The sequence below is a fragment of the Nostoc sp. UIC 10630 genome, from assembly GCF_010747425.1.
In the GTDB taxonomy this organism is placed as follows: domain Bacteria; phylum Cyanobacteriota; class Cyanobacteriia; order Cyanobacteriales; family Nostocaceae; genus Nostoc.
This window is the reverse complement of record NZ_JAAGOG010000017.1, coordinates 12,892-32,533: the sequence shown is the minus strand read 5'-3', so window position 1 is coordinate 32,533 and position 19,642 is coordinate 12,892. Positions and strand designations below refer to the sequence as shown.

33 protein-coding genes are annotated in these 19,642 nt (G+C 44.6%); 3 read left to right on the top strand and 30 right to left on the bottom strand.

The genetic code is table 11. The features are described from left to right. Window positions 1-84 precede the first annotated feature (84 nt). The 30 genes from rpmE to rplC all read right to left on the bottom strand — a co-directional run bounded on the left by rpmE (window position 85) and on the right by rplC (window position 17,036). Window positions 85-327: a 50S ribosomal protein L31 gene (gene rpmE, locus G1O98_RS07055; RefSeq protein ID WP_069070756.1), complete on the bottom strand. Its 243-nt coding sequence runs from the start codon at window positions 325-327 to the stop codon at window positions 85-87. A gap of 109 nt (window positions 328-436) precedes the next feature. After that, window positions 437-853: a 30S ribosomal protein S9 gene (gene rpsI / locus G1O98_RS07050; RefSeq protein ID WP_012410698.1), complete on the bottom strand. Its 417-nt coding sequence runs from the start codon at window positions 851-853 to the stop codon at window positions 437-439. Further along, entirely contained in the window at window positions 853-1,314 is a 462-nt protein-coding gene (rplM, locus tag G1O98_RS07045; RefSeq protein ID WP_012410699.1) for a 50S ribosomal protein L13, read from the bottom strand. The genes rpsI and rplM overlap by 1 nt, the downstream gene beginning before the upstream one ends. Window positions 1,315-1,430: 116 nt before the next feature. Then, window positions 1,431-2,279 carry a tRNA pseudouridine(38-40) synthase TruA gene (gene truA, locus G1O98_RS07040; RefSeq protein WP_163927945.1) on the bottom strand — a complete coding sequence of 283 codons (849 nt, stop codon included), beginning with the start codon at window positions 2,277-2,279 and terminating at the stop codon, window positions 1,431-1,433. Between the two features lie 101 nt (window positions 2,280-2,380). After that, entirely contained in the window at window positions 2,381-2,731 is a 351-nt protein-coding gene (rplQ, locus tag G1O98_RS07035; protein WP_118167591.1) for a 50S ribosomal protein L17, read from the bottom strand. A 31-nt stretch (window positions 2,732-2,762) separates the two neighbouring features. Continuing rightward, on the bottom strand, window positions 2,763-3,710 hold the full coding sequence (locus tag G1O98_RS07030) for a DNA-directed RNA polymerase subunit alpha (protein WP_094349104.1): 948 nt from the start codon (window positions 3,708-3,710) through the stop codon (window positions 2,763-2,765). Window positions 3,711-4,037: 327 nt separating this feature from the next. Beyond that, window positions 4,038-4,433 carry a 30S ribosomal protein S11 gene (gene rpsK, locus G1O98_RS07025; RefSeq protein WP_012410703.1) on the bottom strand — a complete coding sequence of 132 codons (396 nt, stop codon included), beginning with the start codon at window positions 4,431-4,433 and terminating at the stop codon, window positions 4,038-4,040. 54 nt (window positions 4,434-4,487) lie between these two features. Further along, window positions 4,488-4,868, bottom strand: coding sequence for a 30S ribosomal protein S13 (rpsM, locus tag G1O98_RS07020; protein WP_012410704.1), 381 nt, complete (start codon window positions 4,866-4,868; stop codon window positions 4,488-4,490). A gap of 116 nt (window positions 4,869-4,984) precedes the next feature. Then, the gene (rpmJ, locus tag G1O98_RS07015; protein ID WP_012410705.1) at window positions 4,985-5,098 is read right to left on the bottom strand and encodes a 50S ribosomal protein L36; all 114 of its coding nucleotides are present in this window, start codon (window positions 5,096-5,098) and stop codon (window positions 4,985-4,987) included. Between the two features lie 123 nt (window positions 5,099-5,221). After that, window positions 5,222-5,446 carry a translation initiation factor IF-1 gene (infA, locus tag G1O98_RS07010; RefSeq protein WP_006276978.1) on the bottom strand — a complete coding sequence of 75 codons (225 nt, stop codon included), beginning with the start codon at window positions 5,444-5,446 and terminating at the stop codon, window positions 5,222-5,224. Window positions 5,447-5,636: 190 nt separating this feature from the next. Next, on the bottom strand, window positions 5,637-6,188 hold the full coding sequence (locus tag G1O98_RS07005; protein ID WP_163927944.1) for an adenylate kinase: 552 nt from the start codon (window positions 6,186-6,188) through the stop codon (window positions 5,637-5,639). Then, entirely contained in the window at window positions 6,188-7,501 is a 1,314-nt protein-coding gene (gene secY, locus G1O98_RS07000) for a preprotein translocase subunit SecY (RefSeq protein WP_114081988.1), read from the bottom strand. Before secY ends, G1O98_RS07005 begins: the two co-directional genes overlap by 1 nt. A gap of 74 nt (window positions 7,502-7,575) precedes the next feature. Continuing rightward, window positions 7,576-8,019: a 50S ribosomal protein L15 gene (rplO, locus tag G1O98_RS06995; RefSeq protein ID WP_012410708.1), complete on the bottom strand. Its 444-nt coding sequence runs from the start codon at window positions 8,017-8,019 to the stop codon at window positions 7,576-7,578. Between the two features lie 103 nt (window positions 8,020-8,122). After that, window positions 8,123-8,650, bottom strand: coding sequence for a 30S ribosomal protein S5 (gene rpsE / locus G1O98_RS06990; protein WP_012410709.1), 528 nt, complete (start codon window positions 8,648-8,650; stop codon window positions 8,123-8,125). A gap of 93 nt (window positions 8,651-8,743) precedes the next feature. After that, a complete protein-coding gene (rplR, locus tag G1O98_RS06985; RefSeq protein WP_012410710.1) occupies window positions 8,744-9,106 on the bottom strand; it encodes a 50S ribosomal protein L18 in 363 nt (120 codons plus the stop codon). Window positions 9,107-9,108: 2 nt separating this feature from the next. Then, window positions 9,109-9,657: a 50S ribosomal protein L6 gene (gene rplF / locus G1O98_RS06980; protein ID WP_163927942.1), complete on the bottom strand. Its 549-nt coding sequence runs from the start codon at window positions 9,655-9,657 to the stop codon at window positions 9,109-9,111. A 142-nt stretch (window positions 9,658-9,799) separates the two neighbouring features. Then, a complete protein-coding gene (gene rpsH / locus G1O98_RS06975) occupies window positions 9,800-10,201 on the bottom strand; it encodes a 30S ribosomal protein S8 (protein ID WP_012410712.1) in 402 nt (133 codons plus the stop codon). A gap of 20 nt (window positions 10,202-10,221) precedes the next feature. Further along, window positions 10,222-10,770, bottom strand: coding sequence for a 50S ribosomal protein L5 (gene rplE, locus G1O98_RS06970; protein WP_012410713.1), 549 nt, complete (start codon window positions 10,768-10,770; stop codon window positions 10,222-10,224). Window positions 10,771-10,889: 119 nt separating this feature from the next. Continuing rightward, complete coding sequence (gene rplX / locus G1O98_RS06965) at window positions 10,890-11,243, bottom strand: 50S ribosomal protein L24 (RefSeq protein WP_114081986.1); 354 nt, start codon at window positions 11,241-11,243, stop codon at window positions 10,890-10,892. Further along, the gene (rplN, locus tag G1O98_RS06960; RefSeq protein ID WP_069070772.1) at window positions 11,243-11,611 is read right to left on the bottom strand and encodes a 50S ribosomal protein L14; all 369 of its coding nucleotides are present in this window, start codon (window positions 11,609-11,611) and stop codon (window positions 11,243-11,245) included. The genes rplX and rplN overlap by 1 nt, the downstream gene beginning before the upstream one ends. Before the next feature lie 46 nt (window positions 11,612-11,657). After that, entirely contained in the window at window positions 11,658-11,906 is a 249-nt protein-coding gene (gene rpsQ, locus G1O98_RS06955; protein ID WP_012410716.1) for a 30S ribosomal protein S17, read from the bottom strand. Window positions 11,907-11,912: 6 nt separating this feature from the next. Beyond that, window positions 11,913-12,140, bottom strand: coding sequence for a 50S ribosomal protein L29 (rpmC, locus tag G1O98_RS06950; protein WP_012410717.1), 228 nt, complete (start codon window positions 12,138-12,140; stop codon window positions 11,913-11,915). Between the two features lie 3 nt (window positions 12,141-12,143). Then, window positions 12,144-12,569 (bottom strand): 50S ribosomal protein L16, encoded by a 426-nt coding sequence (gene rplP, locus G1O98_RS06945; protein ID WP_012410718.1) that lies wholly within the window; start codon window positions 12,567-12,569, stop codon window positions 12,144-12,146. Between the two features lie 87 nt (window positions 12,570-12,656). After that, entirely contained in the window at window positions 12,657-13,439 is a 783-nt protein-coding gene (gene rpsC / locus G1O98_RS06940; protein WP_163927940.1) for a 30S ribosomal protein S3, read from the bottom strand. A 53-nt stretch (window positions 13,440-13,492) separates the two neighbouring features. Further along, complete coding sequence (rplV, locus tag G1O98_RS06935) at window positions 13,493-13,849, bottom strand: 50S ribosomal protein L22 (RefSeq protein ID WP_012410720.1); 357 nt, start codon at window positions 13,847-13,849, stop codon at window positions 13,493-13,495. 80 nt (window positions 13,850-13,929) lie between these two features. Beyond that, complete coding sequence (rpsS, locus tag G1O98_RS06930) at window positions 13,930-14,208, bottom strand: 30S ribosomal protein S19 (RefSeq protein WP_012410721.1); 279 nt, start codon at window positions 14,206-14,208, stop codon at window positions 13,930-13,932. A 142-nt stretch (window positions 14,209-14,350) separates the two neighbouring features. Next, window positions 14,351-15,214 (bottom strand): 50S ribosomal protein L2, encoded by an 864-nt coding sequence (gene rplB / locus G1O98_RS06925; protein ID WP_012410722.1) that lies wholly within the window; start codon window positions 15,212-15,214, stop codon window positions 14,351-14,353. 140 nt (window positions 15,215-15,354) lie between these two features. Beyond that, entirely contained in the window at window positions 15,355-15,669 is a 315-nt protein-coding gene (locus G1O98_RS06920) for a 50S ribosomal protein L23 (RefSeq protein WP_069070779.1), read from the bottom strand. Beyond that, entirely contained in the window at window positions 15,662-16,300 is a 639-nt protein-coding gene (rplD, locus tag G1O98_RS06915) for a 50S ribosomal protein L4 (RefSeq protein WP_163927998.1), read from the bottom strand. Before rplD ends, G1O98_RS06920 begins: the two co-directional genes overlap by 8 nt. Before the next feature lie 103 nt (window positions 16,301-16,403). Continuing rightward, window positions 16,404-17,036, bottom strand: a complete 633-nt coding sequence (rplC, locus tag G1O98_RS06910) for a 50S ribosomal protein L3 (protein ID WP_163927939.1) — start codon at window positions 17,034-17,036, stop codon at window positions 16,404-16,406. A gap of 280 nt (window positions 17,037-17,316) precedes the next feature. Between rplC and G1O98_RS06905 the strand changes: the two genes are divergently transcribed. From G1O98_RS06905 to G1O98_RS06895, 3 genes are all read left to right on the top strand, one after another. Further along, entirely contained in the window at window positions 17,317-17,472 is a 156-nt protein-coding gene (locus G1O98_RS06905; protein WP_163927938.1) for a hypothetical protein, read from the top strand. A 541-nt stretch (window positions 17,473-18,013) separates the two neighbouring features. Beyond that, window positions 18,014-18,490, top strand: coding sequence for an NAD(P)H-quinone oxidoreductase subunit N (locus G1O98_RS06900; RefSeq protein ID WP_163927936.1), 477 nt, complete (start codon window positions 18,014-18,016; stop codon window positions 18,488-18,490). Window positions 18,491-18,742: 252 nt separating this feature from the next. Beyond that, complete coding sequence (locus G1O98_RS06895; RefSeq protein WP_163927934.1) at window positions 18,743-19,252, top strand: hypothetical protein; 510 nt, start codon at window positions 18,743-18,745, stop codon at window positions 19,250-19,252. The last annotated feature ends 390 nt before the right edge of the window (window positions 19,253-19,642 follow it).

Sequence of the window (19,642 nt, the reverse complement as noted above, 5' to 3'; positions counted from 1 at the left end):
AAAAAAATAACAAATTGGCTCGAGCATATAAATGAAAATCGACCCAGCTGATGCAGGGCCGTCGTTAACAGCAGAGCCAACTCGCTACTTTTTGTCTTGTTCGTCGCCAGATGTTTGAGTGCTGCTCATGCCGTACTTGCGGAGGAAGCGCTCTACTCGACCCTCAGTGTCAATAATCTTCTGAGTGCCGGTGTAAAATGGGTGATTTCCAGACCAAACATCTACATGCAATTCTGGCTTGGTAGAGCCAATGGTCATAACAACTTGACCGTTGCAGTAAACTTTAGCATCTGGATACCACTTGGGGTGAATATCAGCTTTAGCCATTGTTCTTTTTGTGATGAATCTATATAAATTATAACTTTCAGCGTTCAATTGCAGCTAGGGAGTGGGGAGTGGGGATATGCCCCATGCCCAATGCTCCATACCCAATTCCCTAACGCTTAGAGTATTGAGGTGCTTTCCGAGCTTTATGTAAACCATATTTCTTCCGCTCTTTTGCTCTCGGATCGCGAGTCAAGTAACCTTCAGTTTTCAAAGGTGGGCGGTTGTCTGGGTCGAGTTGGCACAAAGCACGAGCAACTCCCAAACGAACAGAATCAGCTTGTCCGGTCAAGCCGCCGCCTTCTGCTTTTACCAAAATGTCATATTCGTTTTCTAGTCCCAGAGTTTCCAGGGGCGCTTTAATGACTCCCAGGTAGTTGGGGTTAAATTGGAAATACAAGTTTCCATCTTTACCGTTCACAGTCAGTTGACCAGTACCTGGAACTAAGCGTACCCGTGCTACTGCGTTCTTACGACGGCCAGTGCCCCAGTATACGGCGCGACCGCTATTGGCATCTGCTACTACCATTAATTTTCTTCTCCAGGAATTGTACTAACTTTTAGTTCTTTAGGTTTTTGAGCATCGTGGGGATGTGTAGGGCCAGCGTAGACTTTCAGCTTGGTGAACAACTGCTTACCCAAACTATTTTTAGGTAGCATACCTTTAACAGCTTGTTCTAAAATCCGCTCTGGTATGCGGTCTTGCAGTTTAGCGAAAGTTTCCGTTTTCATCCCACCGGGACGACCAGAATGGCGGCGGTAAAGCTTTTGAGTGCGCTTTTTGCCCGTGACTGCTACTTTCTCGGCATTGATGACGATTACGAAGTCACCTGTATCTAGATGGGGTGTATATTCGGGCTTCTTTTTGCCTCTCAATACCTGGGCGATTTCGCTGGCGAGGCGACCGAGACGTTTATCGGTGGCATCTACTATGTACCACTCACGCTCAAGGGTTGCTTGAGAAGGAAGGTATGTTTTAACTGTTGTCATTTGTCATTTGTCCTTTGTCATTTTTAGTTTGTCATTAGTCAATTGTCTTTTGTCCTTTGTCAGTTGTCCTTTGTTATTCACTAATGACCATTGTACAGACGCGATTAATCGCGTCTCTACTGACCAATGACTAATGACTCTTGACTAGTGACGAGCTTTGGCAAGGTGTCGTACCAAATCTCTTTTGGAAAGGGAAAATCGGGATAGCCGACTCGCAACAAGCACAAGCCTTGAGGCGGGGCGGCGTGTTTCACTTCTTCCCGGCGTTGTTCTTTCCAGAGTTCGGTGAAGCTAGAAAGTGTCCGTTGTCCAGAACCTACCTGTACCAACATCCCTACCAACAGCCGTACCATGCCATACAAAAATCCATCTGCCTGTATTTCAATATGGATAAATGGCCCACTGCGACGACACTCTGCTGCTTGCACCTCTACCCAGGAATGCGATCGCTTTGAGCCTGCACGGTGAAAAGCAGCTAAGTGATGCTTTCCCAAGAGAGGTTTCAAGGCAGCTTGGATTAAGGATTCATCCAGGGGTGCATAATAATAATGCCAACTGAAGGCTCTTACAAACAAGTTAAGCCGATCTTCAGTGTATATTGTGTAGCGATATCGTCGATAGGCTGCACTAAAGCGAGCGTGCCAACGGTTATCTACACTAGCTGAAGCCCTGATTAATATATCTGGCGGCAGGTAGCTGTTGAGGATTGTTGCCCACTTGTGAGGCGGAATTAAACCTGTTGCTTCAAAATGGGCTACTTGAGCAGCAGCATGAACTCCAGAATCGGTTCGCCCAGCACCATGTAGTGTTACATGATACCCAAGAATAGTAGCGATCGCAATTTCGATCTCTTCTTGGACTGTCCGCTGTTTTTTTTGCCGTTGCCAGCCATGAAAATGAGTGCCCAGGTATTGGATTACCAAGGCTACTCGATGAGTTTGTGTAGGCTGGTGGCTTTCTAACATACAGATTTTGTCCTTTGTCCTTTGTCATTTGTCCTTTGTCAGTTGTCCTTTGTATTCACTAATGACCAATGACTAATGACTAATGACCAATGACTAATGACTTAAACCAATTCAATTATTGCCATTTTTGCATTATCGCCCCGACGCGGTACGGTATGCAGGATGCGGGTATAACCGCCCTGGCGATCGCCGTATCGAGTAGGAGCTTGCTCAAATAGAGCGTGAACCAGTTGTTTGTCGAATATATAGCCAAGGGCTTCTCGACGTGCTGACAAGGAGCCATTTTTGGCTAGGGTAATCATTTTTTCCACTTCACTTCTGAGAACTTTCGCTCTAATTAAAGTGGTGGTGATCTTACCATGACGGATCAGCTCGGTGGCGAGCGATCGCAGTAAAGCACGGCGTTGATCGGCTGGTTTACTGAGTTTTTTGACGCGACAACGGTGACGCATAATTATGCACTATGAATTATGAAGGTTTTTCTTAAGGGTGTTTAGAGCCTCTTTCCATTGGCAGGGTGATGCCCAAGCGTCGCTGCAAAGCTTCCACGACTTCTTCTGCTGACTTCTGCCCAAAGTTCTTAATTTCTAAGAGGTCTTCTTGGGTATAATCCAACAAATCTGCCACAGAGTTAACTTGTGCCCGTTTGAGACAGTTATATGCCCGCACAGAAAGTTGCAACTCTTCGATAGGTATCTGGGCAGTTGGATCGTCTGGAATATCCGAACCTGTGTCTGTTGGTTCTAGGGAGATGTCTTTCAACGGGTTGAATAAATCTACCAAGATTGCAGCGGCCGAAGATAGTGCTTCTTGAGGAGAAATACTGCCATTTGTCCAAACTTCCAACAGTAGTCGGTCTTTTGGAATCAAGCCTTCCCCACGAGATTCTTCAACACTGTAGTTGACTTTTCGCACCGGCATAAATATCGAGTCGATTTGAAGAAAATCCAACGATGTGGCTTCCTCACGTCCTCGCTCTACTGTGCGATAGCCTTTGCCTTTCTCGATCCGAAATTCCATTTCCAGCTTTCCACCTTCAGCGATGGTGGCTACATACTGAGTCTGATCGATGACTTCTACTTCACTGGGCAAATCAAAATGTGCCGCAGTGATTGTTGCTGGGCCGCTAACAAGTAATCTACCAATCTGGGGCTGCGAAGAATAGTTCTTCAGGATAACTTCCTTCATTCTCATGAGGATTTCCAGCACATCTTCCCGCACGCCCGGAACTGTGGCGAATTCATGTGAAACGCCTGCAATCCGCACTGCTGTAACTGCTGTACCTTCTAGGTTAGACAGTAAAACCCGCCGTAGTGCGTTGCCAACCGTTGTTCCTTGACCGCGTTCTAGAGGTTCCAGAACAAATTTACTGTAATGGTTCCGACTTTCTTCAGTATTCGACTCTACACATTCAATCTGAAACTGCGCCACGGATGAGCCTCCCTTTTTCTAAGGTGCTGCTAGCAGACAAATCAATTGCCTCCCGAATTGACTTTATGTCCTGTAGGTTATAGGTCTATCAAACTATTAGTATGAAATTACGGTATAGTTTGACGCTCCTATTGAGCTTTCAGGCGCTAATAATATTTTGGGTTTCCGAAGTTTAACAGCTTTCCCTACAGGAAAATCTGATTCGCTTTTGGTGACCCAAGTTTTCACCCAATGACAGTTTGCACGTTATCCGCCCAAGCGGTCATTGTAAGTAAATTTACTTTCTTTGGTTGTAGCTTCTCGTCCTCAATGCCCAAGTCTTGGTATTTAAACTCGACGGCGCTTGGGTGGACGGCAGCCATTGTGAGGAATGGGGGTAATATCCCGAATGAGTGTAATTTCCAGTCCTGCTCCTTGAAGTGCGCGGATAGCGGTTTCTCTACCTGCTCCTGGCCCACTTACCATTACCTCAATTTGGCGCATTCCTTGATCTATAGCTCTACGGGCTGCACTTTCAGCAGCAGTTTGCGCTGCAAAGGGAGTTCCCTTTTTTGCTCCCTTAAAACCGCTAGAACCAGCGCTGGCCCAGGAGATGACATCTCCATTTTGATCGGTAATGGTGACAATGCTATTGTTGAAAGTAGACTGGATGTAGGCCATCCCGCTGGGTACGTTCCGTTTCTGCTTCTTGCTCCCGGATTTTTTAGTTGGTTGTCTCGCCATACTTGTTTAGTTGATTTAAGGTAAAACTTGCTCTGATTAGCAAGCGTTGCAAATTTATTTCCCTGGAGCCTTCTTCTTCCCAGCCACTGTCTGCCTTCTGCCTCGACGGGTTCTGGCATTGGTGCGAGTTCTTTGCCCTCTGACTGGTAAGCCCATGCGATGACGACGACCTCTGTAAGTACCAATGTCAACTAAGCGCTTGATGTTCAAAGACTCCAAACGCCGCAAGTCGCCTTCAACTTGATAGTTGCTTTCTATTTCGCCTCGCAGGGCTGTCACATCGGCATCACTTAAGTCCTTAACGCGGGTGTCTGGATTCACACCAGTAGCCGCTATAATTTCTTGAGCGCGTGATAAACCAATTCCGTAGATATAAGTTAGACCGATTTCAACGCGCTTATCGCGTGGAAGGTCTACTCCGGCAATCCGTGCCACAATGAACTCTCCCTATTGTTTTCGCAATTACTGTTGGTTGGAAAAACGTGATTAATCGCGTTTTTTCGTTGTTAATGATGATATGCGTGTTACAACTCACTCTGTTTGTAAGAGCGTTATCCTTGACGTTGCTTGTGCTTGGGGTTCACGCAGATCACCATGACGCGACCACGACGCTTGATCACGCTACATTTTTCACAGATTTTCTTGACTGAGGCTCTAACTTTCATGCCTTTTATTTTTTGACTCCAAATATTAAATTATAGCATTTTTAGGGAAAACAATCCACTAATTTGACTAGCAAACAGTCAAAAGGAGGATTTTATGGTAAAATTCTCTACATCTACATATAGTTACTTCTTACGCAAGCGATAGGTAATTCTGCCTTTGGTCAAGTCGTAAGGAGTTAACTCTACCTTGACGCGATCGCCGGGCAAAATCTTGATATAGTTGCGGCGAATCTTGCCGGAAATGTGAGCTAGCACGTTAAATCCATTGTCCAAGTCAACGCGAAACATCGCATTGGGCAAGGACTCTGTAACCGTGCCTTCCATTTCAATCAAATCTTGCTTAGACAATTTGTTTTTTCCTCAACTCAACAATTTCGTGTTCAGTTGCAGCACTTCATCTGCAAGAGAACACATTTTAAGAAATATATCAACAGTTTATTAATATATCTTAGCTAAAATTGATCTGTTTCTTGGGAGGGCATGGGACATTGGGAATTGGGGGAAGAATTACTGTAGCTCCTCCCCTACTCCCTGATCCTCAAGCGATTACCTTTTGCAGTTCAATAGTGACTTCTTCTTGGGACTGATTGCCATTGACTGTTAAAAGTTTTTGGCGATCGCGATAATAATCAATTAAAGGTGCAGTTTCAGCGCGGTACACTTCTAACCGACGACGAATCACCTCTTCGGTATCATCTTTTCGCCCTCTAGCTAGCAAACGTTCTACCACAACATCATCTGGTGCATCTAGATTAACTACCCTTTCGCCACTCTGATGTATTGTTTCCAGCAATTCTTCTAGAAAAGCTGCTTGCGTCACTTTACGGGGAAAACCATCAAGAATCCAACCATTTTCTGCATCTGGTTGGTTGAGGCGCTCCTGTACCAAGTCCTGCACTAGCTGGTCGGGGACTAACTCGCCGCTATTTACATAGTTTTGAGCTTTGATTCCCAAATGAGTTTGCTCTTTCATAGCTTGTCTTAATATTTCCCCAGTAGAAATATGGGGAATATTCAAGTGTTCCGCCAATGATTGAGCTTGTGTTCCCTTACCAGCTCCAGGTGGCCCCAAGAAGATTAGTCGCGTCACTATTGTTTCACCATTCCTTCATAGCGCTGAGAGATTACGTATGTCTGGATTTGTCTTGCCGTATCAATCGCCACACCCACTAGAATTAACAGAGAGGTAGCACCTAGCCCCTTAAATGTGGGTACTCCTAAAGCACTTTCGACACCGGTTGGAATAATAGCAACCAAGCCCAAAAAGATAGCACCCAAAAAGGTGAGTCGGTTTGAAACGCGCTCGATATACTCACTAGTCGCTTTACCGGGACGAATGCCGGGAATACTAGAACCCATTTTCTTCAAATTCTGCGCTACATCTACCGGGTTGAGAATCAACGAAGAATAGAAGTAGCTGAAGAAAATAATGGAAATCATGTAAACCAAGGCATAGACCCAAGAGCCAGAACCACTTGGACTCAAATAAGTGTTTATTATATTTGCCAACTCAGCATTCTTGGCGAAATTTGCAATTAGCAATGGCAAACTGAGGATAGCTGCGGCAAAGATAATTGGCATTACGCCACCTTGATTTAGCCGCAAGGGTAAAAAGCTCCGTTGCTCTGCCAAAACTCTACGACCTACTTGGCGACGAGCCGAAATAATCGGGATGCGGCGCATTCCTTCTTGGACAACCACGATACCAACAATGGTTGCTAAGAAAACTAAGATTAGTACGATGACGCGACCAACTGTTTCCCGACCGCCGACTTGCACCAAATCGATAGTATCGCCTAAAGCTTTTGGTAATGAGGCGACAATGTTGACAAAAATCAACAATGATGCTCCATTCCCAATTCCCCGCTCTGTAATCAGTTCTGATGCCCACATGACGAACATAGAACCAGCAGTCAGAGCGATCGCAGTTTCAGCTACAAAGATTGGCCCTGGATTTAAGGCAAATTGCTGGAGGAATAATGCTGAAAAAGCTGTGCTTTGAAGAATCGCCCAACATACAGTGACATAGCGGGTAATTTGCGATATTTTCCGCCGACCCGCTTCGCCTTCATTTTTCTGTAAATTTTCTAAAGATGGAATCGCCGCGGTGAGCAATTGGATGATAATGGACGCATTAATAAAGGGTAAAATCCCTAGAGCAAAAACGCCCAAAGTCGAAAGTCCTCGCCCGGAGAATATATCCAATAAACCGAATATGGAATTATTGCCCGATATAGCTTCGGCAAATCTAGGTCTATCAATTCCTGGTACGGGTAAGAAGATACCCAGGCGAACCAAAATTAAAACACCGACAGTTACAAGCAGCCTACCTCTAAGCCCGGCTGCTTGTGCCATCTGCATAAAAGTTTCTTGAGCCGTTGGGGCTTTATCTCGACTGATCATAGAGTGCTACCTTTATAGTGAACCAGGCGCTGACAGCGAGTTGGCTTACATTTAAGTGCGCTGTTCCGGCTCACTCATAAGACTTCACAACTCCCACCAGCTGCCTCAATTTTGCTACGAGCTGTACCTGTGAAAGCTGCCGCTTGTACCTTGAGCGGAGTGCTCAATTCGCCGTTACCCAAAATTTTCAATGGCCCTTTGACAGCAGTCAGGATACCTGCTGCTTTCAAGGAGGCTAAAGTTACTTCCGTATTAGCGGGAAGGGAGGCTAGCTTCTCTACATTAATCGTAGTGTAAATCTTTTGATTAACAATCGGAAAGCCCTTCAGTTTCGGTAAGCGGCGGTACAATGGCTGTTGACCACCTTCAAAACCGGGTCGAGTACCGCTACCAGAACGAGACTTTTGACCCCGCATACCTAGACCAGCACTGGCACCTTGACCAGCAGAAATACCTCTGGCTACACGCTTCTTGCGTTTCTTTGAGCCTTTTTGCGGCTTAACATCATGGAGTCTCATAAGTTACCAAGTTGTCATTTTTCGTTTCTCATTTGTCATTTGCCATTATCTAGGTTGTCATTTGTTCAGCACAAAGGACTACTGACTAAGGACAAATGACTAGTTAGATGTAGAGATTTTGAATAGGAATACCGCGATCTTCGGCGACTTCAGAAAGAGTCCGCAATGTAGATAATGCATTGACTGCTGCTCTAGCATTATTGAGCGGATTGTTTGAACCAAGTTGCTTGGCTAAGACGTTACGAACTCCTGCCAATTCCAACACAGTCCGCACAGCACCACCAGCAATTACCCCAGTACCAGGTGCGGCTGGACGCATAATCACTTTTGCACCGCCACCTACACCATCAATGGGATGGGGGATGGAGTTAGATTTGGTGATGGGGATATCAATGAGATGTTTTTTGCCGTCGGCTACGCCTTTTTTGACTGCGCCGATTACATCTGAGGCTTTGCCTACTCCGACACCAACTTGACCGCGTTCGTTACCGACGACAACGATCGCTCGGAAACTGAGCTTTTTACCGCCTTTGACGACCTTGCTCACGCGGCGGATCTGGATAACCCGCTCTTGCCAAGTAGTTTCTTCTTTTTTGGCACGCTTTGTTCTACTTTTACGCTCTGTTGCCATAATTTATGCTCTGGTGAACGTCATTTGTCAGTTGTCATTTGTCATTCGTCTTTTGTCATTTGTCCAATAACTAATGACTAATGACCAATGACTTTAGAAATCTAAACCAGCTTCGCGTGCTGCATCAGCTAGGGCTTTGACACGACCATGATATAAGTTACCACCGCGATCAAAGACTACTTTGGTGATGCCTTTTTCTAGCGATCGCACTGCGATCAATTTACCAACTTGCACCGATGCGTCGCGGTTTGCGCCTGACGCTAAACTAGATTTCAACTCTGGTTCTAAAGTCGATGCTGCCACTATGGTTTGATGCTGACTATCATCAATTACCTGGGCATAAATATGCTCATTAGAACGGAATACCGCTAAGCGCGGACGTTCTGGGGAGCCAACAACTTTGCCACGAACGCGTCGATGACGACGGTTTTTTGATTCTCTACGAGTAAGTTTCATTTCTACTTCTTACCACCCTTACCAGTCTTACCAGCCTTACGTCTTACCACTTCACCGGCATAGCGAATGCCTTTACCTTTGTAAGGTTCTGGTGGACGAACGGCGCGAATTTTTGCGGCTGTGTTGCCTACGATTTCTTTGTCGTAGCCGCTGACAATCACGTTAGTGGTACCTTCGACTGCAAACTGAATCCCATCTGGTGGTTCAATTTGCACTTGATGACTGTAACCCATGTTTAAAACTAGGTTACGCCCTTGAAGTTGTGCCCTGTAACCAACGCCTTGGATTTCCAAACGGCGTTGAAAACCTTGGGAAACTCCCTCAACCATGTTGGCAACTAAAGTTCGGCTCAAGCCGTGCAGTTGCTTCGATGTCCGAGTTTCATCCCGACGATTTACATGTAATATTTCTCCCTCTTGAGAGAGTGAGACATTATCTCTGAGAGTGCGAGAAAGTTCTCCTTTCGGGCCTTTCACCACAATATTCGTACCATCGATCGCCACTTGAACTTTGGCGGGAATAGTAATTGGACGTTTACCAATACGAGACATTACTTTTTGTCCTTTGTTATTTGCCCTTTGCCTTTTGCCTTTTGTTATTTGTCCTTTGTCCTTTGTCCTTTGTCTTTCACTAATAACAAATGACTAATGACCAATGACCAATGACTAATGACAAATGACTAATGACCAATGACTACCAAACGTAACAAAGCACTTCGCCACCCAAGTTCTGACGACGCGCTTCGCGGTCAGTCATAATTCCACTGGATGTAGAAATAATGGCAATGCCAATGCCGCCTAGTACTCTTGGTAATTCTTTTCTATTGGAGTAAACACGCAAGCCTGGCTTACTCACTCGCTTTAAGGCGGTGATTAGAGGCTGACGATTCTTACCTTTGTATTTCAGGGAAATCACTAGGTTGTGTTTTACCCCTTCTTCTGCTTCTTCGATTTCAGCAATAAAGCCTTCCTCCCGTAGCACTTTGGCAATGCTGCGGGTCATTTTTGTAGCTGGCACTTGTGTAGTTTGATGCCGCGCCAGGTTGGCATTGCGGATGCGCGTCAGCATATCTGCAATTGTGTCGTTAGCCGCCATCGTTCCCTCTATAGATGAACTTACTGATCGCGAAAGGGCATTCCTAATTCTTTAAGTAAGGCGCGGCCCTCTTCGTCGTTTTTTGCTGTGGTGATGATGGAAATATCCATCCCACGCACTTGATCAACGCTGTCGTATTCGACTTCTGGAAAAATTAGCTGTTCTCTCACACCCAGAGTATAGTTACCCCGTCCGTCAAAGCTTTTAGGGCTAACGCCGCGAAAATCTCGAATTCTGGGCAGTGATAGGCTAACCAGCCGGTCGAAAAAGGCATACATCCGTTCGGCTCTGAGTGTCACCATGATCCCCACAGGCATCCCTTGACGGATCTTAAAGCCAGCGATCGCCTTTTTCGCCCGCGTCACCACTGGTTTTTGACCAGTGACAAGCGCAATTTCGTTGATGGATGCTTCCAGCGACTTTGCATTTTGAGCTGCTTCACCCAAACCTCGGTTAATAGTAACTTTTACCAACTTCGGTACTTGATGAACGTTGGTATATTGAAACTGATTAATCAGTTTGGGGACGATTGTCTCTTGATATAAGCTTTTGAGTCTTGTTGTCGCCATAGTTTTTTGTCCTGATATCCCTGGGCTTGGTCAGGGAACTTTTATTGTCCTTTGTTATTTGTCTTTTGTCTTTTGTTATTTGTCTTTATAACTAATGACTAATGACCAATGACTAATGACTATTTATCCAGAATCTCGCCAGTTTTTTTAAGTTTTCTGACTTTCTTGCCTTCTGAGGTAAAGGTATAACAAACACGACTGGCAACGTTCTGCTTAGTGGAATAAAGCATCACGTTAGAGCTATGAATTGGGAATTCCTGGGTGACAATCCGCCCTGATTCCCCTTCTTGCTGGGGTTTGACGTGCTTGGTTTTAATGTTGACACCTTTGACGATGACTTTACTCAGTTGGGGAAGTGCCTGGATAATTTCACCAATTTTTCCTTTGTCTTTACCAGCAATCACTTGTACGGTGTCACCAGTTTTGACGTGCATTTTGTGGAATACTTTGGGCGTACCCTGTTTGGTTGCCATTAAAGCACCTCCGGAGCCAGAGAAACAATTTTGGTAAAGTTTTTATCGCGCAGTTCCCGTGCAACTGGGCCAAAAACCCGTGTGCCTCTAGGATTACCGTCTTTGTTGATAATTACAGCAGCATTATCATCAAAGCGAATACTCATACCACTGTCACGAGATACAGCTTTACGAGTGCGGACAATTACTGCTTCCACAACATCAGACTTTTTTACAGCCATGTTAGGTGTAGCATCTTTGACAACGGCGATAATTTTATCACCGATAAAGCCATAACGACGGTTGCCTCCGCCTAAGATGCGGATGCACATTAGTTTACGGGCACCGCTATTATCTGCGACATTCAGGTAAGTCTGGGGTTGAATCACAATTATTCTCCCTTGTGATGTTGTTAGTTTCTAACAACGATAAGGTTTAAGCAGGTTTGATGTTCAGGACTTCTGTGATTTTCCAGCGCTTGGTTTTGCTCAGGGGTCTAGTTTCCTGAATGCGAACGCGATCGCCTACTTTACACTTATTTTCTTCGTCGTGAACTTTATATCGTTGGGTGTTAACCACAATCTTGCCGTACTTGGGGTGAGGAGCGCGGTTTTCTATGGCAACTACCACAGTTTTTTGCATTTTATCGCTCACTACCAAGCCAACTCGTTCTTTAACTGCCATAATCTCCTACTTTTCTTCTTTAGCCGATTGACTTGCTGCCCGTTTACGTTCTGTTTCTAATGTCAGCAATTGGGCTAGGCGATGTCGAGCCTGTCTGAACTGGTGAGGCTTTTCTAATTGTCTTGTCGCTTTTTGTAAGCGCAACTGAAATAGTTGTCTTTTGATCGCGACAATTTCATCAGAGAGCTTTTCGTCACTTAATTCTCTAGCTTCTGAAATCTTGGGAAGAGGCATAAGCTACTCCTGCTCCTGTGGTTGAGAGCGCACAATAAACTTGGTTTTTATAGGTAGTTTAAATGAAGCCAAACGCATAGCTTCACGGGCGATTTCTTCAGAAACCCCACCGATTTCAAACAAAATCCGTCCTGGCTTAACTACCGCTACCCAAAACTCTGGATTACCTTTACCGGAACCCATCCGGGTTTCAGCAGGACGCATGGTTACAGGTTTATCAGGGAAAATCCGAATCCAGATTTGTCCACCCCGACGAATATAACGAGTCATTGCCCGACGAGAAGCCTCGATTTGCCGGGAGGTAATCCAAGCAGGTTCTTGTGCTTGGAGTGCAAAATCACCGAAGTTGAGGGTGCTACCACGGGTGGCTAGTCCCTCCATCCGTCCGCGCTGTTGTTTGCGGAATTTAGTTCTTCTAGGGCTTAACATGGTTTGTTACTTGTCATTTGTCATTTGTCCTTTGTCATTTGTCATCTGCCATTTCCTAATGACTAATGACTAATGACTAATGACGATTTATCCTTCATTTGAGCGGTCTTCAAATTGCTGGCGACGACGTTGTTGTTGACGACGACGGGGTTCACGATCGCGATCGCGGGGATCGCGTTCACGTTCGCGGCTTGCAGGTGGTAGAGGGGTTTCTTCCTGTCCAGGAATAATTTCTCCCTTAAACACCCAAACTTTGATGCCCAAAATGCCGTAAACAGTTTTTGCTGTGCAATAAGAGTAGTCAATGTCAGCCCGTAAGGTATGTAAAGGTACTCTACCTTCACGAGTCCACTCTGTCCGGGCAATTTCTGCACCGTTGAGCCGTCCGCTGACTTGGATTTTAATACCTTGAACACCAGCGCGTTGCGCACGCTGAATTGATTGCCGCACTACTCGCCGAAAGGAAACCCGGCGTTCCAATTGTTGAGCAATGTATTCGGCAATTAGGTAGGCATCAGCATCAACTCGTTGAACTTCAACTACGTTAATGCGAATTTGGCGATTGCTACCCAATAGTCCTTGGAGTCCGGTACGCAAGGATTCTATGCCTTGCCCACCACGCCCTACTACTACACCGGGTCTAGCTGTGCGTACTTCTAAGTCGATTTGGTCGGCTTTGCGCTCAATCCGTACTTCGGAAATTCCGGCGTTGTTTTGAGCAAGTCTACCCAGCTTTTGTTCTATGTATTGACGGAGTTTGTAGTCTTCTTGTAAAAGTTCTGGATAGCGGTCAGGAACAGCAAACCAACGGGATTGATGTTCATGTGTAATACCCAGGCGAAAACCAACTGGATGAATTTTCTGTCCCACGAATGCTCCCTCTAAGATTTCTTACTTTACGTAATTTATTCGTGTAAGCGTGCTTATTTTTCTGGCGCAGCTCCAACGGCCACAGTAATATGACACGTCGGTTTGCGAATTTGGTAAGCTCGACCTTGCGCTCTTGGTTGGAACCGCTTCAACGGCGGTCCTTGATCGGCATAAGCCTGAGTAATCACTAGTTGAGTCCGATCTAACCCAGCGTTGTGTTCAGCATTAGCAGCAGCGCTTCTGAGAACCTTCAATATGGGTTCAGTCGCGCGATAGGGCATGAATTCCAAGATGATTAGCGCTTCTCGGTACGATCGCCCACGGATTTGATCGAGTACCCGACGCACTTTGTAGGCCGAGATGCGGATAAAACGAGCGATCGCTTTTACTTCAGTAGTATTAGTAGCCATAATTTTCTCCAATTTTGTCATTTGTCATTTGTCATTTGTCATTTGTCTTTAGCTAATGACTAATGACTAATAACTAATGACTACCTACCCGCTTTTTTGTCGCTTTTTCCATGACCCCTGTAGGTGCGTGTCGGGGCAAATTCACCCAACTTGTGTCCTACCATCTGTTCATTTACAAAAACTGGAACGTGTTGTCGTCCGTTGTGAACAGCGATGGTATGACCTACCATTAGTGGCAAAATTGTTGAAGCTCTTGACCAAGTTTTAATAACTTCTTTTCTGTTGTTGTCGTTGAGCTTTTCAATTTTCTTTAAGAGATGATCCGCAACGAAAGGACCTTTTTTTAGAGAACGACCCATAGTTCAATTTTGGATTTAGGATTTAGGAATTAGGATTTAGAATTTCGGATTTTGGATAATTAGGTGTCCAAGCAGGTTTCACAAATTTTCAATGTTCACAAGTAGACCCCAATCTAAAATCCAAAATCTAAAATCTAAAATTCTATGATTCACGACCACCGCGACCGCGTTTAGAAGACTTACGGCGACGACGCACAATGAATTTGCTGCTAAGTTTCTTGCGATTGCGTGTCTTCGCGCCCAATGTGGGTTTACCCCAAGGTGTAACAGGTCCCGATCTACCGATAGGAGCCCTACCCTCACCACCACCATGTGGGTGATCCACTGGGTTCATGACGCTACCTCTAACCTTCGGACGGCGACCTTTCCAGCGATTGCGTCCTGCTTTACCTGCACTCAGGTTTCTCGCATCGGTGTTGCCCACTTGCCCAATGGTGGCGTAGCAATCACGCCGAATTAAGCGGACTTCTCCCGAAGGCAACTTGAGAGTTACATAATCACCTTCTTTTGCCACAACTTGAGCGCTAGCACCAGCAGCACGCACGATTTGACCACCTTTGCCAGGAGTCATTTCTACGTTGTGAACACTAGTACCCAAGGGAATCCGCGATAGAGGTAAAGCATTACCATCTTCAAAGGGAGATTCGGGTCCAGAAATAATTATTGTTCCAACTTTCAATCCGTTGGGATGAAGGATATACCGTTTTTCGCCATCTTGGTAATACAAAAGGGCAATTCGGGCATTGCGGTTAGGATCGTATTCAATTGCTGCGACTTTGGCAGGAATATTATGTTTATCCCTTTTAAAATCGATGATCCGGTAAAGTTGTTTGTGTCCGCCACCCCGACGACGACTGGTAATCCGCCCTGTATTATTCCGACCTTTGGCGCGATGCTTCGAGGTCGTTAGGGATTTTTCTGGCTCGGTTTTTGTGATTTCCGCAAAGTCAGAAACTGTAACTTGGCGAGTGCTGGGGGTATAAGGGCGATAAGAACGAGTACCCATAATCTATTTTGGATTTTGGATTTTTGATTTACTTAATTTCGGATTTTGAATTTTGGATTTAATGAGTGTTTAACTAATTGCGACCATCTTTGGTATTTATTCAGTAAACTCCTCAATCTAAAATCTAAAATCTAAAATTCCTAGACTTCTGGGAATAGAACTTGTCTAATCTTGTCTTCATCCCCAGGTGCGACTGTAACAATGGCTCGCTTATATTGGGGCTTATAACCGATAAATTTACCAACGCGCCGCTTTTTACGTGGTGGTAAGGTGGTGTTGACTTTTACAACCTTGACCTGAAATAAGTCCTCGATCGCAGCCTTGATTTCTGGCTTGGATGCCTTTGGAATTACTTCAAAGGTGTACTTATTTTGCTCCATCAAGATAGTCGCTTTCTCGGTGACTATTGGGCGACGTACTAAGTCGGCAAGGTCGCGGGGGTCAAAGCTAGGCACTGTAGACCTCCTGAATTTTTTCTAGGGCTGATGCCGTAACTACAATTTTGTCAGCGTGCAGTAAATCAAAAACATTTAACTGGTCGGCTGCAATTAGTTTTAAATTTTCAATGTTGCGGGCTGACAAATAAACATTATCTGTATCCGCAATTTCAGACAAAATTAACAGTGCCTTGCTTTCTGGCACTACTCCCCAACGGGAAAGTGCTGCCACTAAGTCTTTTGTCCTCGGGCGAGATAGCTCGGTGCTAAATTCTTCTACTACGATCAAGTCGTCAATACGACCGACAAATGCTGTCCGCAGTGCTAAACGTCGTTCTTTGCGGTTCAACTTCAGGTCGAAGTCTCTAGGCTTTGGCCCAAAGATCACACCACCACCACGCCACAGTGGTGAACGAATAGACCCTGCACGAGCGCGACCAGTACCTTTTTGTCGCCAAGGTTTACGGCCACCGCCTCTGACTTCAGCACGAGTTTTTGTACTGGCATTTCCTTGACGAGCATTAGTCAATTGCCGTACCAAGGCGCGGTGTACGATATGAGACGCTGTTTCTTCTTTGGCAACGCGCAACTCGAAGGTCGTCTCGCCGACCTGTTCTCCTTGCCAATTTTTAACTACGCTTTCAACCATCTTTGTTATTTGTCCTTTGTCCTTTGTCATTTGTCATTGGTCTTTTGCCATTTGTCTTTAGCCAATGACTTTTGACTAATGACTTTTGACTAATGACTTTTGACTATCCCACTACTTTTGCAGGTACAACACTTACTAGAGCGCCTGTTTTACCAGGAATTGCTCCCTTGATTAGCAATAAATTGCGTTCTGCATCAACTCGCACTATGGTCAGCTTACGTATTGTGATGCGTTTACCACCTAAACGCCCTGCCATCCGCTTACCTGGATAGACACGACCTGGTGTTGTACCAGCACCAATAGAACCTGGCGCTCTGTGGTTTTTGGAACCGTGTGACATGGGACCACGACCAAAGTTGTTGCGCTTCTGGTTTCCTGCAAAACCGCGACCGATGCTTGTGCCGACTACATCGACAATTTGACCCGCACTAAAAATATCTGCTTTAATCTGTTGACCTAAAGCATAATCACTAGAACTATCAGTGTGATATTCATTTAGGTGACGCAATGCTGGGGCAGATGATTTAGCCAAATGACCCAGTAGTGGTCTGTTCAGTGCCTTTGGTTTAACTTCGCCAAAACCAACTTGGATGGCAAAGTAACCGTCGGTTTGTTTCGTTTTAACTTGTGTAACGGTGCATGGCCCTGCTTGAATGACAGTCACAGGAATAGCTACTCCTGCTTCGTCAAATATTTGGGTCATGCCCAGCTTGGTGCCGAGAATACCTACAGACACAGTAACTGGTTCTCCTTTCTACTTGCTGACCTTGGAATTGGACTCTAGAGGACACGCTTTGTACGCATCAGTTTAGGCTGAGTTAGCCTGCGAAATTTGGAATGGTTTTAGTAAACCAGTCCAAAAACTTTGGGACACAACAAACCGTGTCCGTACTGCTTGGTGAATCTGTTTAGCTTCACTCAATAGATCACCAGAACAGCTACAATTCTCTTCCGTTTGGGAAGGAGTAACTTCTGGAATCAATGCAAGGCGCTACAGCTTTAAGCTGTGTGCAGCAATGCTTTCGTCCAAGCAATTGCTCTGGCACTTTCTGGAGGCAGCGCTGTCGGCGGGTTTTCCGATTTGTGTACGCCCTAATGACGGTTTCCCGGAGGTTGGCTACTGCCCTGTTGGAGTTGGACTTAAGCGGTCTTTACCGCCCAGTATCCATTAACTGAGACTGACGTAATGCCATGAAACCAACATTGCTGCTCAGTTTTACTTCCTTAAATACCTTAAACTATTGTTTAAGATTTTGCCTGCTTTTTCAGAGGCACGGGAGCAAATTCACTCTGGAGCTTAGGATTGGCTTTGATTGTTCATCCATAAGCTCCAATGTTGACCTGAAAGCTTTCTTAGTTTACCAGTCTATGATCAATCTGAGTTATATTATCCAATTTGGATTAAATTATCAGCTCTTAATGCTAACACTACCTCAGAATGACAGTAAAAAGTTTATCTAATTTGCGTGTTTGGTCACAATCTAATAATATAAATTATTTATTTATGTTTGTCCAGTAATTTATAGAGTTATTTTTAGGGAGTAGGGAAGAACAGGGAAGCATCGGGCAAAGGGAGAATAAAAAATTATCTCTTTCCCCTCTGCTCCCTGCTCCATGCCCCTCTGCCTCTTCTCAATACCCAAAGAAAATGCTTTTAATCTATCAGTTCAGGGTAAATAATAGAGATATCTAAGTGGGATACGACGAAAATCTATGGCACTAATTACCACTGGCAACGGTTTAATCCGCGATCTGGAAAAATTTGGCGCTCTTGGAGTGTATGTACCTCTAGAAGGGGGTTATGAAGGTAGATATCAGCGTCGACTACGCGCTGCTGGCTATACCACTCTCCACATTACTGCTAAGGGACTAGGCGACGTAGCTGCCTATCTCACAAGAATTCATGGAGTCAGACCTCCTCATCTTGGAAAAAAAAGCACTGGTAGCGGTGCGGCAGTAGGTCACGTGTACTATTTGCCACCAATTCTCGATTCTCATCTAGAACAGCTACCACCAAAGTCAAAGGGGCTGGTTTTGTGGATTATTGAAGGGCATATTCTTTCTAATGAGGAACTTGAGTATTTAACGAATTTGCCTCAGTTAGAACCACGAGTGAAAGTAGTAATTGAGAGAGGTGGCGATCGCACCTTCCGTTGGACTTCTCTAGAAAAAACTCTGTTAGCTAGTTAGTCCTTTGTCATTAGTCATTAGTCATTGAGTTATAAGCAAATGACTAATGACTTAATTCAATCAGCATTTCAATAATGCTGAGTCGAAAAGCACAAGATGCAAATAATCGGCGGGAAGTCTGGTAAATAAATGCTGTATCTAGACGAATTTGCTTAACGCCTATCTGATGAAGGGTACGTCAGCTTTTGTCGCGGGGTGAATCAACAGAATTTCTGGAAATTGTTGCAGAAACGGTAGAAGTGGTTATCTGAAATGGTTGTAAAATTTAGAGACTACGGCAAAAAGCTTTCTGATTTTGAGGAAGAAATTTTAGTTCGCTGCCCACAATGCAATCGCACTGCCAAAATATTGACTGTAAACTCTGAACAATCGAGTCCCAGTTCAATCAAAAGAATTATCTGTCAGCACTGTAGCTATACAAAACAACAGCCAAAGGATGGGCAGCGAAAAGCCGCATTGCTGTTGTGGCAAAACAATTACAAGGCTAAAAGAAATTCTAGCTATGGAATATTAGACCATTTTTTTGGCTTGCCTCTATGGTTACAAACCTCCTGTTGTGGTCAGGTGCTATGGGCGTATAATGAAGCACATTTGAACTTCTTGGAAAGCTATGTTCAATCAAGGTTGCGAGAACGTTTGCCTGATGACACATTAGGCTGGCACAATGGCAGTCTTGCCAGTCGCCTACCCCGATGGATAAAGTTGACGCAGCATCGAGAAAAAGTTTTACAGAAAATTCAACAATTAAAACAGAGCTTGTAATTAAGGTTTTAATCCTGCTGGTGAGCGAATTTATAACCACCCCACAGAGAAACAGCGATCGCAATCACTAGCAAAAATAAACAATATGTTATAATTAATAAAACTTAAAATCAATTAAAATATAATCAGCATAAAGAGCCATAACTAATAACAATTTCTTAACGACCCAATATCGACAAAATACTTACCAATTATTCAAATAAAAACAAAAAACGATAAAGTTGGAACTCTGGACAAATAATGTAAGTTGACAAGAACAAATTCAAGTATTTTCAGTAACGTAAAACTAATATTAGTTTGTAGTAAGGGCTTTAAGCATATTTTTAGAGCTAGAGCCGCTTATTAACAACCTTTATTTATTGATGCACAGTAAGTTATCTAGATAAGTTG

Bases quoted from the DNA above. Each gene is read 5' to 3' on its own strand.
- G1O98_RS06900 (WP_163927936.1), top strand. From the start codon at position 18,014: ATGGCACTAATTACCACTGGCAACGGTTTAATCCGCGATCTGGAAAAA.
- rpmC (WP_012410717.1), bottom strand. From the start codon at position 12,140: ATGCCTCTTCCCAAGATTTCAGAAGCTAGAGAATTAAGTGACGAAAAG.
- rpsE (WP_012410709.1), bottom strand. From the start codon at position 8,650: ATGGCAACAGAGCGTAAAAGTAGAACAAAGCGTGCCAAAAAAGAAGAA.
- rplV (WP_012410720.1), bottom strand. From the start codon at position 13,849: ATGGCTACTAATACTACTGAAGTAAAAGCGATCGCTCGTTTTATCCGC.
- rpsQ (WP_012410716.1), bottom strand. From the start codon at position 11,906: ATGGCAGTTAAAGAACGAGTTGGCTTGGTAGTGAGCGATAAAATGCAA.
- rpsS (WP_012410721.1), bottom strand. From the start codon at position 14,208: ATGGGTCGTTCTCTAAAAAAAGGTCCTTTCGTTGCGGATCATCTCTTA.
- rpsI (WP_012410698.1), bottom strand. From the start codon at position 853: ATGGTAGTAGCAGATGCCAATAGCGGTCGCGCCGTATACTGGGGCACT.
- rpmJ (WP_012410705.1), bottom strand. From the start codon at position 5,098: ATGAAAGTTAGAGCCTCAGTCAAGAAAATCTGTGAAAAATGTAGCGTG.
- G1O98_RS06895 (WP_163927934.1), top strand. From the start codon at position 18,743: ATGGTTGTAAAATTTAGAGACTACGGCAAAAAGCTTTCTGATTTTGAG.
- rpmE (WP_069070756.1), bottom strand. From the start codon at position 327: ATGGCTAAAGCTGATATTCACCCCAAGTGGTATCCAGATGCTAAAGTT.
- rplQ (WP_118167591.1), bottom strand. From the start codon at position 2,731: ATGCGTCACCGTTGTCGCGTCAAAAAACTCAGTAAACCAGCCGATCAA.
- truA (WP_163927945.1), bottom strand. From the start codon at position 2,279: ATGTTAGAAAGCCACCAGCCTACACAAACTCATCGAGTAGCCTTGGTA.
- secY (WP_114081988.1), bottom strand. From the start codon at position 7,501: ATGATCAGTCGAGATAAAGCCCCAACGGCTCAAGAAACTTTTATGCAG.
- rplB (WP_012410722.1), bottom strand. From the start codon at position 15,214: ATGGGTACTCGTTCTTATCGCCCTTATACCCCCAGCACTCGCCAAGTT.
- rpsK (WP_012410703.1), bottom strand. From the start codon at position 4,433: ATGGCGAGACAACCAACTAAAAAATCCGGGAGCAAGAAGCAGAAACGG.
- rplR (WP_012410710.1), bottom strand. From the start codon at position 9,106: ATGAAACTTACTCGTAGAGAATCAAAAAACCGTCGTCATCGACGCGTT.
- rplP (WP_012410718.1), bottom strand. From the start codon at position 12,569: ATGTTAAGCCCTAGAAGAACTAAATTCCGCAAACAACAGCGCGGACGG.
- G1O98_RS06905 (WP_163927938.1), top strand. From the start codon at position 17,317: ATGCTTTCGTCCAAGCAATTGCTCTGGCACTTTCTGGAGGCAGCGCTG.
- rpsH (WP_012410712.1), bottom strand. From the start codon at position 10,201: ATGGCGGCTAACGACACAATTGCAGATATGCTGACGCGCATCCGCAAT.
- rplM (WP_012410699.1), bottom strand. From the start codon at position 1,314: ATGACAACAGTTAAAACATACCTTCCTTCTCAAGCAACCCTTGAGCGT.
- rplE (WP_012410713.1), bottom strand. From the start codon at position 10,770: ATGGCGACAACAAGACTCAAAAGCTTATATCAAGAGACAATCGTCCCC.
- rplO (WP_012410708.1), bottom strand. From the start codon at position 8,019: ATGAGACTCCATGATGTTAAGCCGCAAAAAGGCTCAAAGAAACGCAAG.
- rplX (WP_114081986.1), bottom strand. From the start codon at position 11,243: ATGGCAACCAAACAGGGTACGCCCAAAGTATTCCACAAAATGCACGTC.
- rplF (WP_163927942.1), bottom strand. From the start codon at position 9,657: ATGTCTCGTATTGGTAAACGTCCAATTACTATTCCCGCCAAAGTTCAA.
- rplD (WP_163927998.1), bottom strand. From the start codon at position 16,300: ATGGTTGAAAGCGTAGTTAAAAATTGGCAAGGAGAACAGGTCGGCGAG.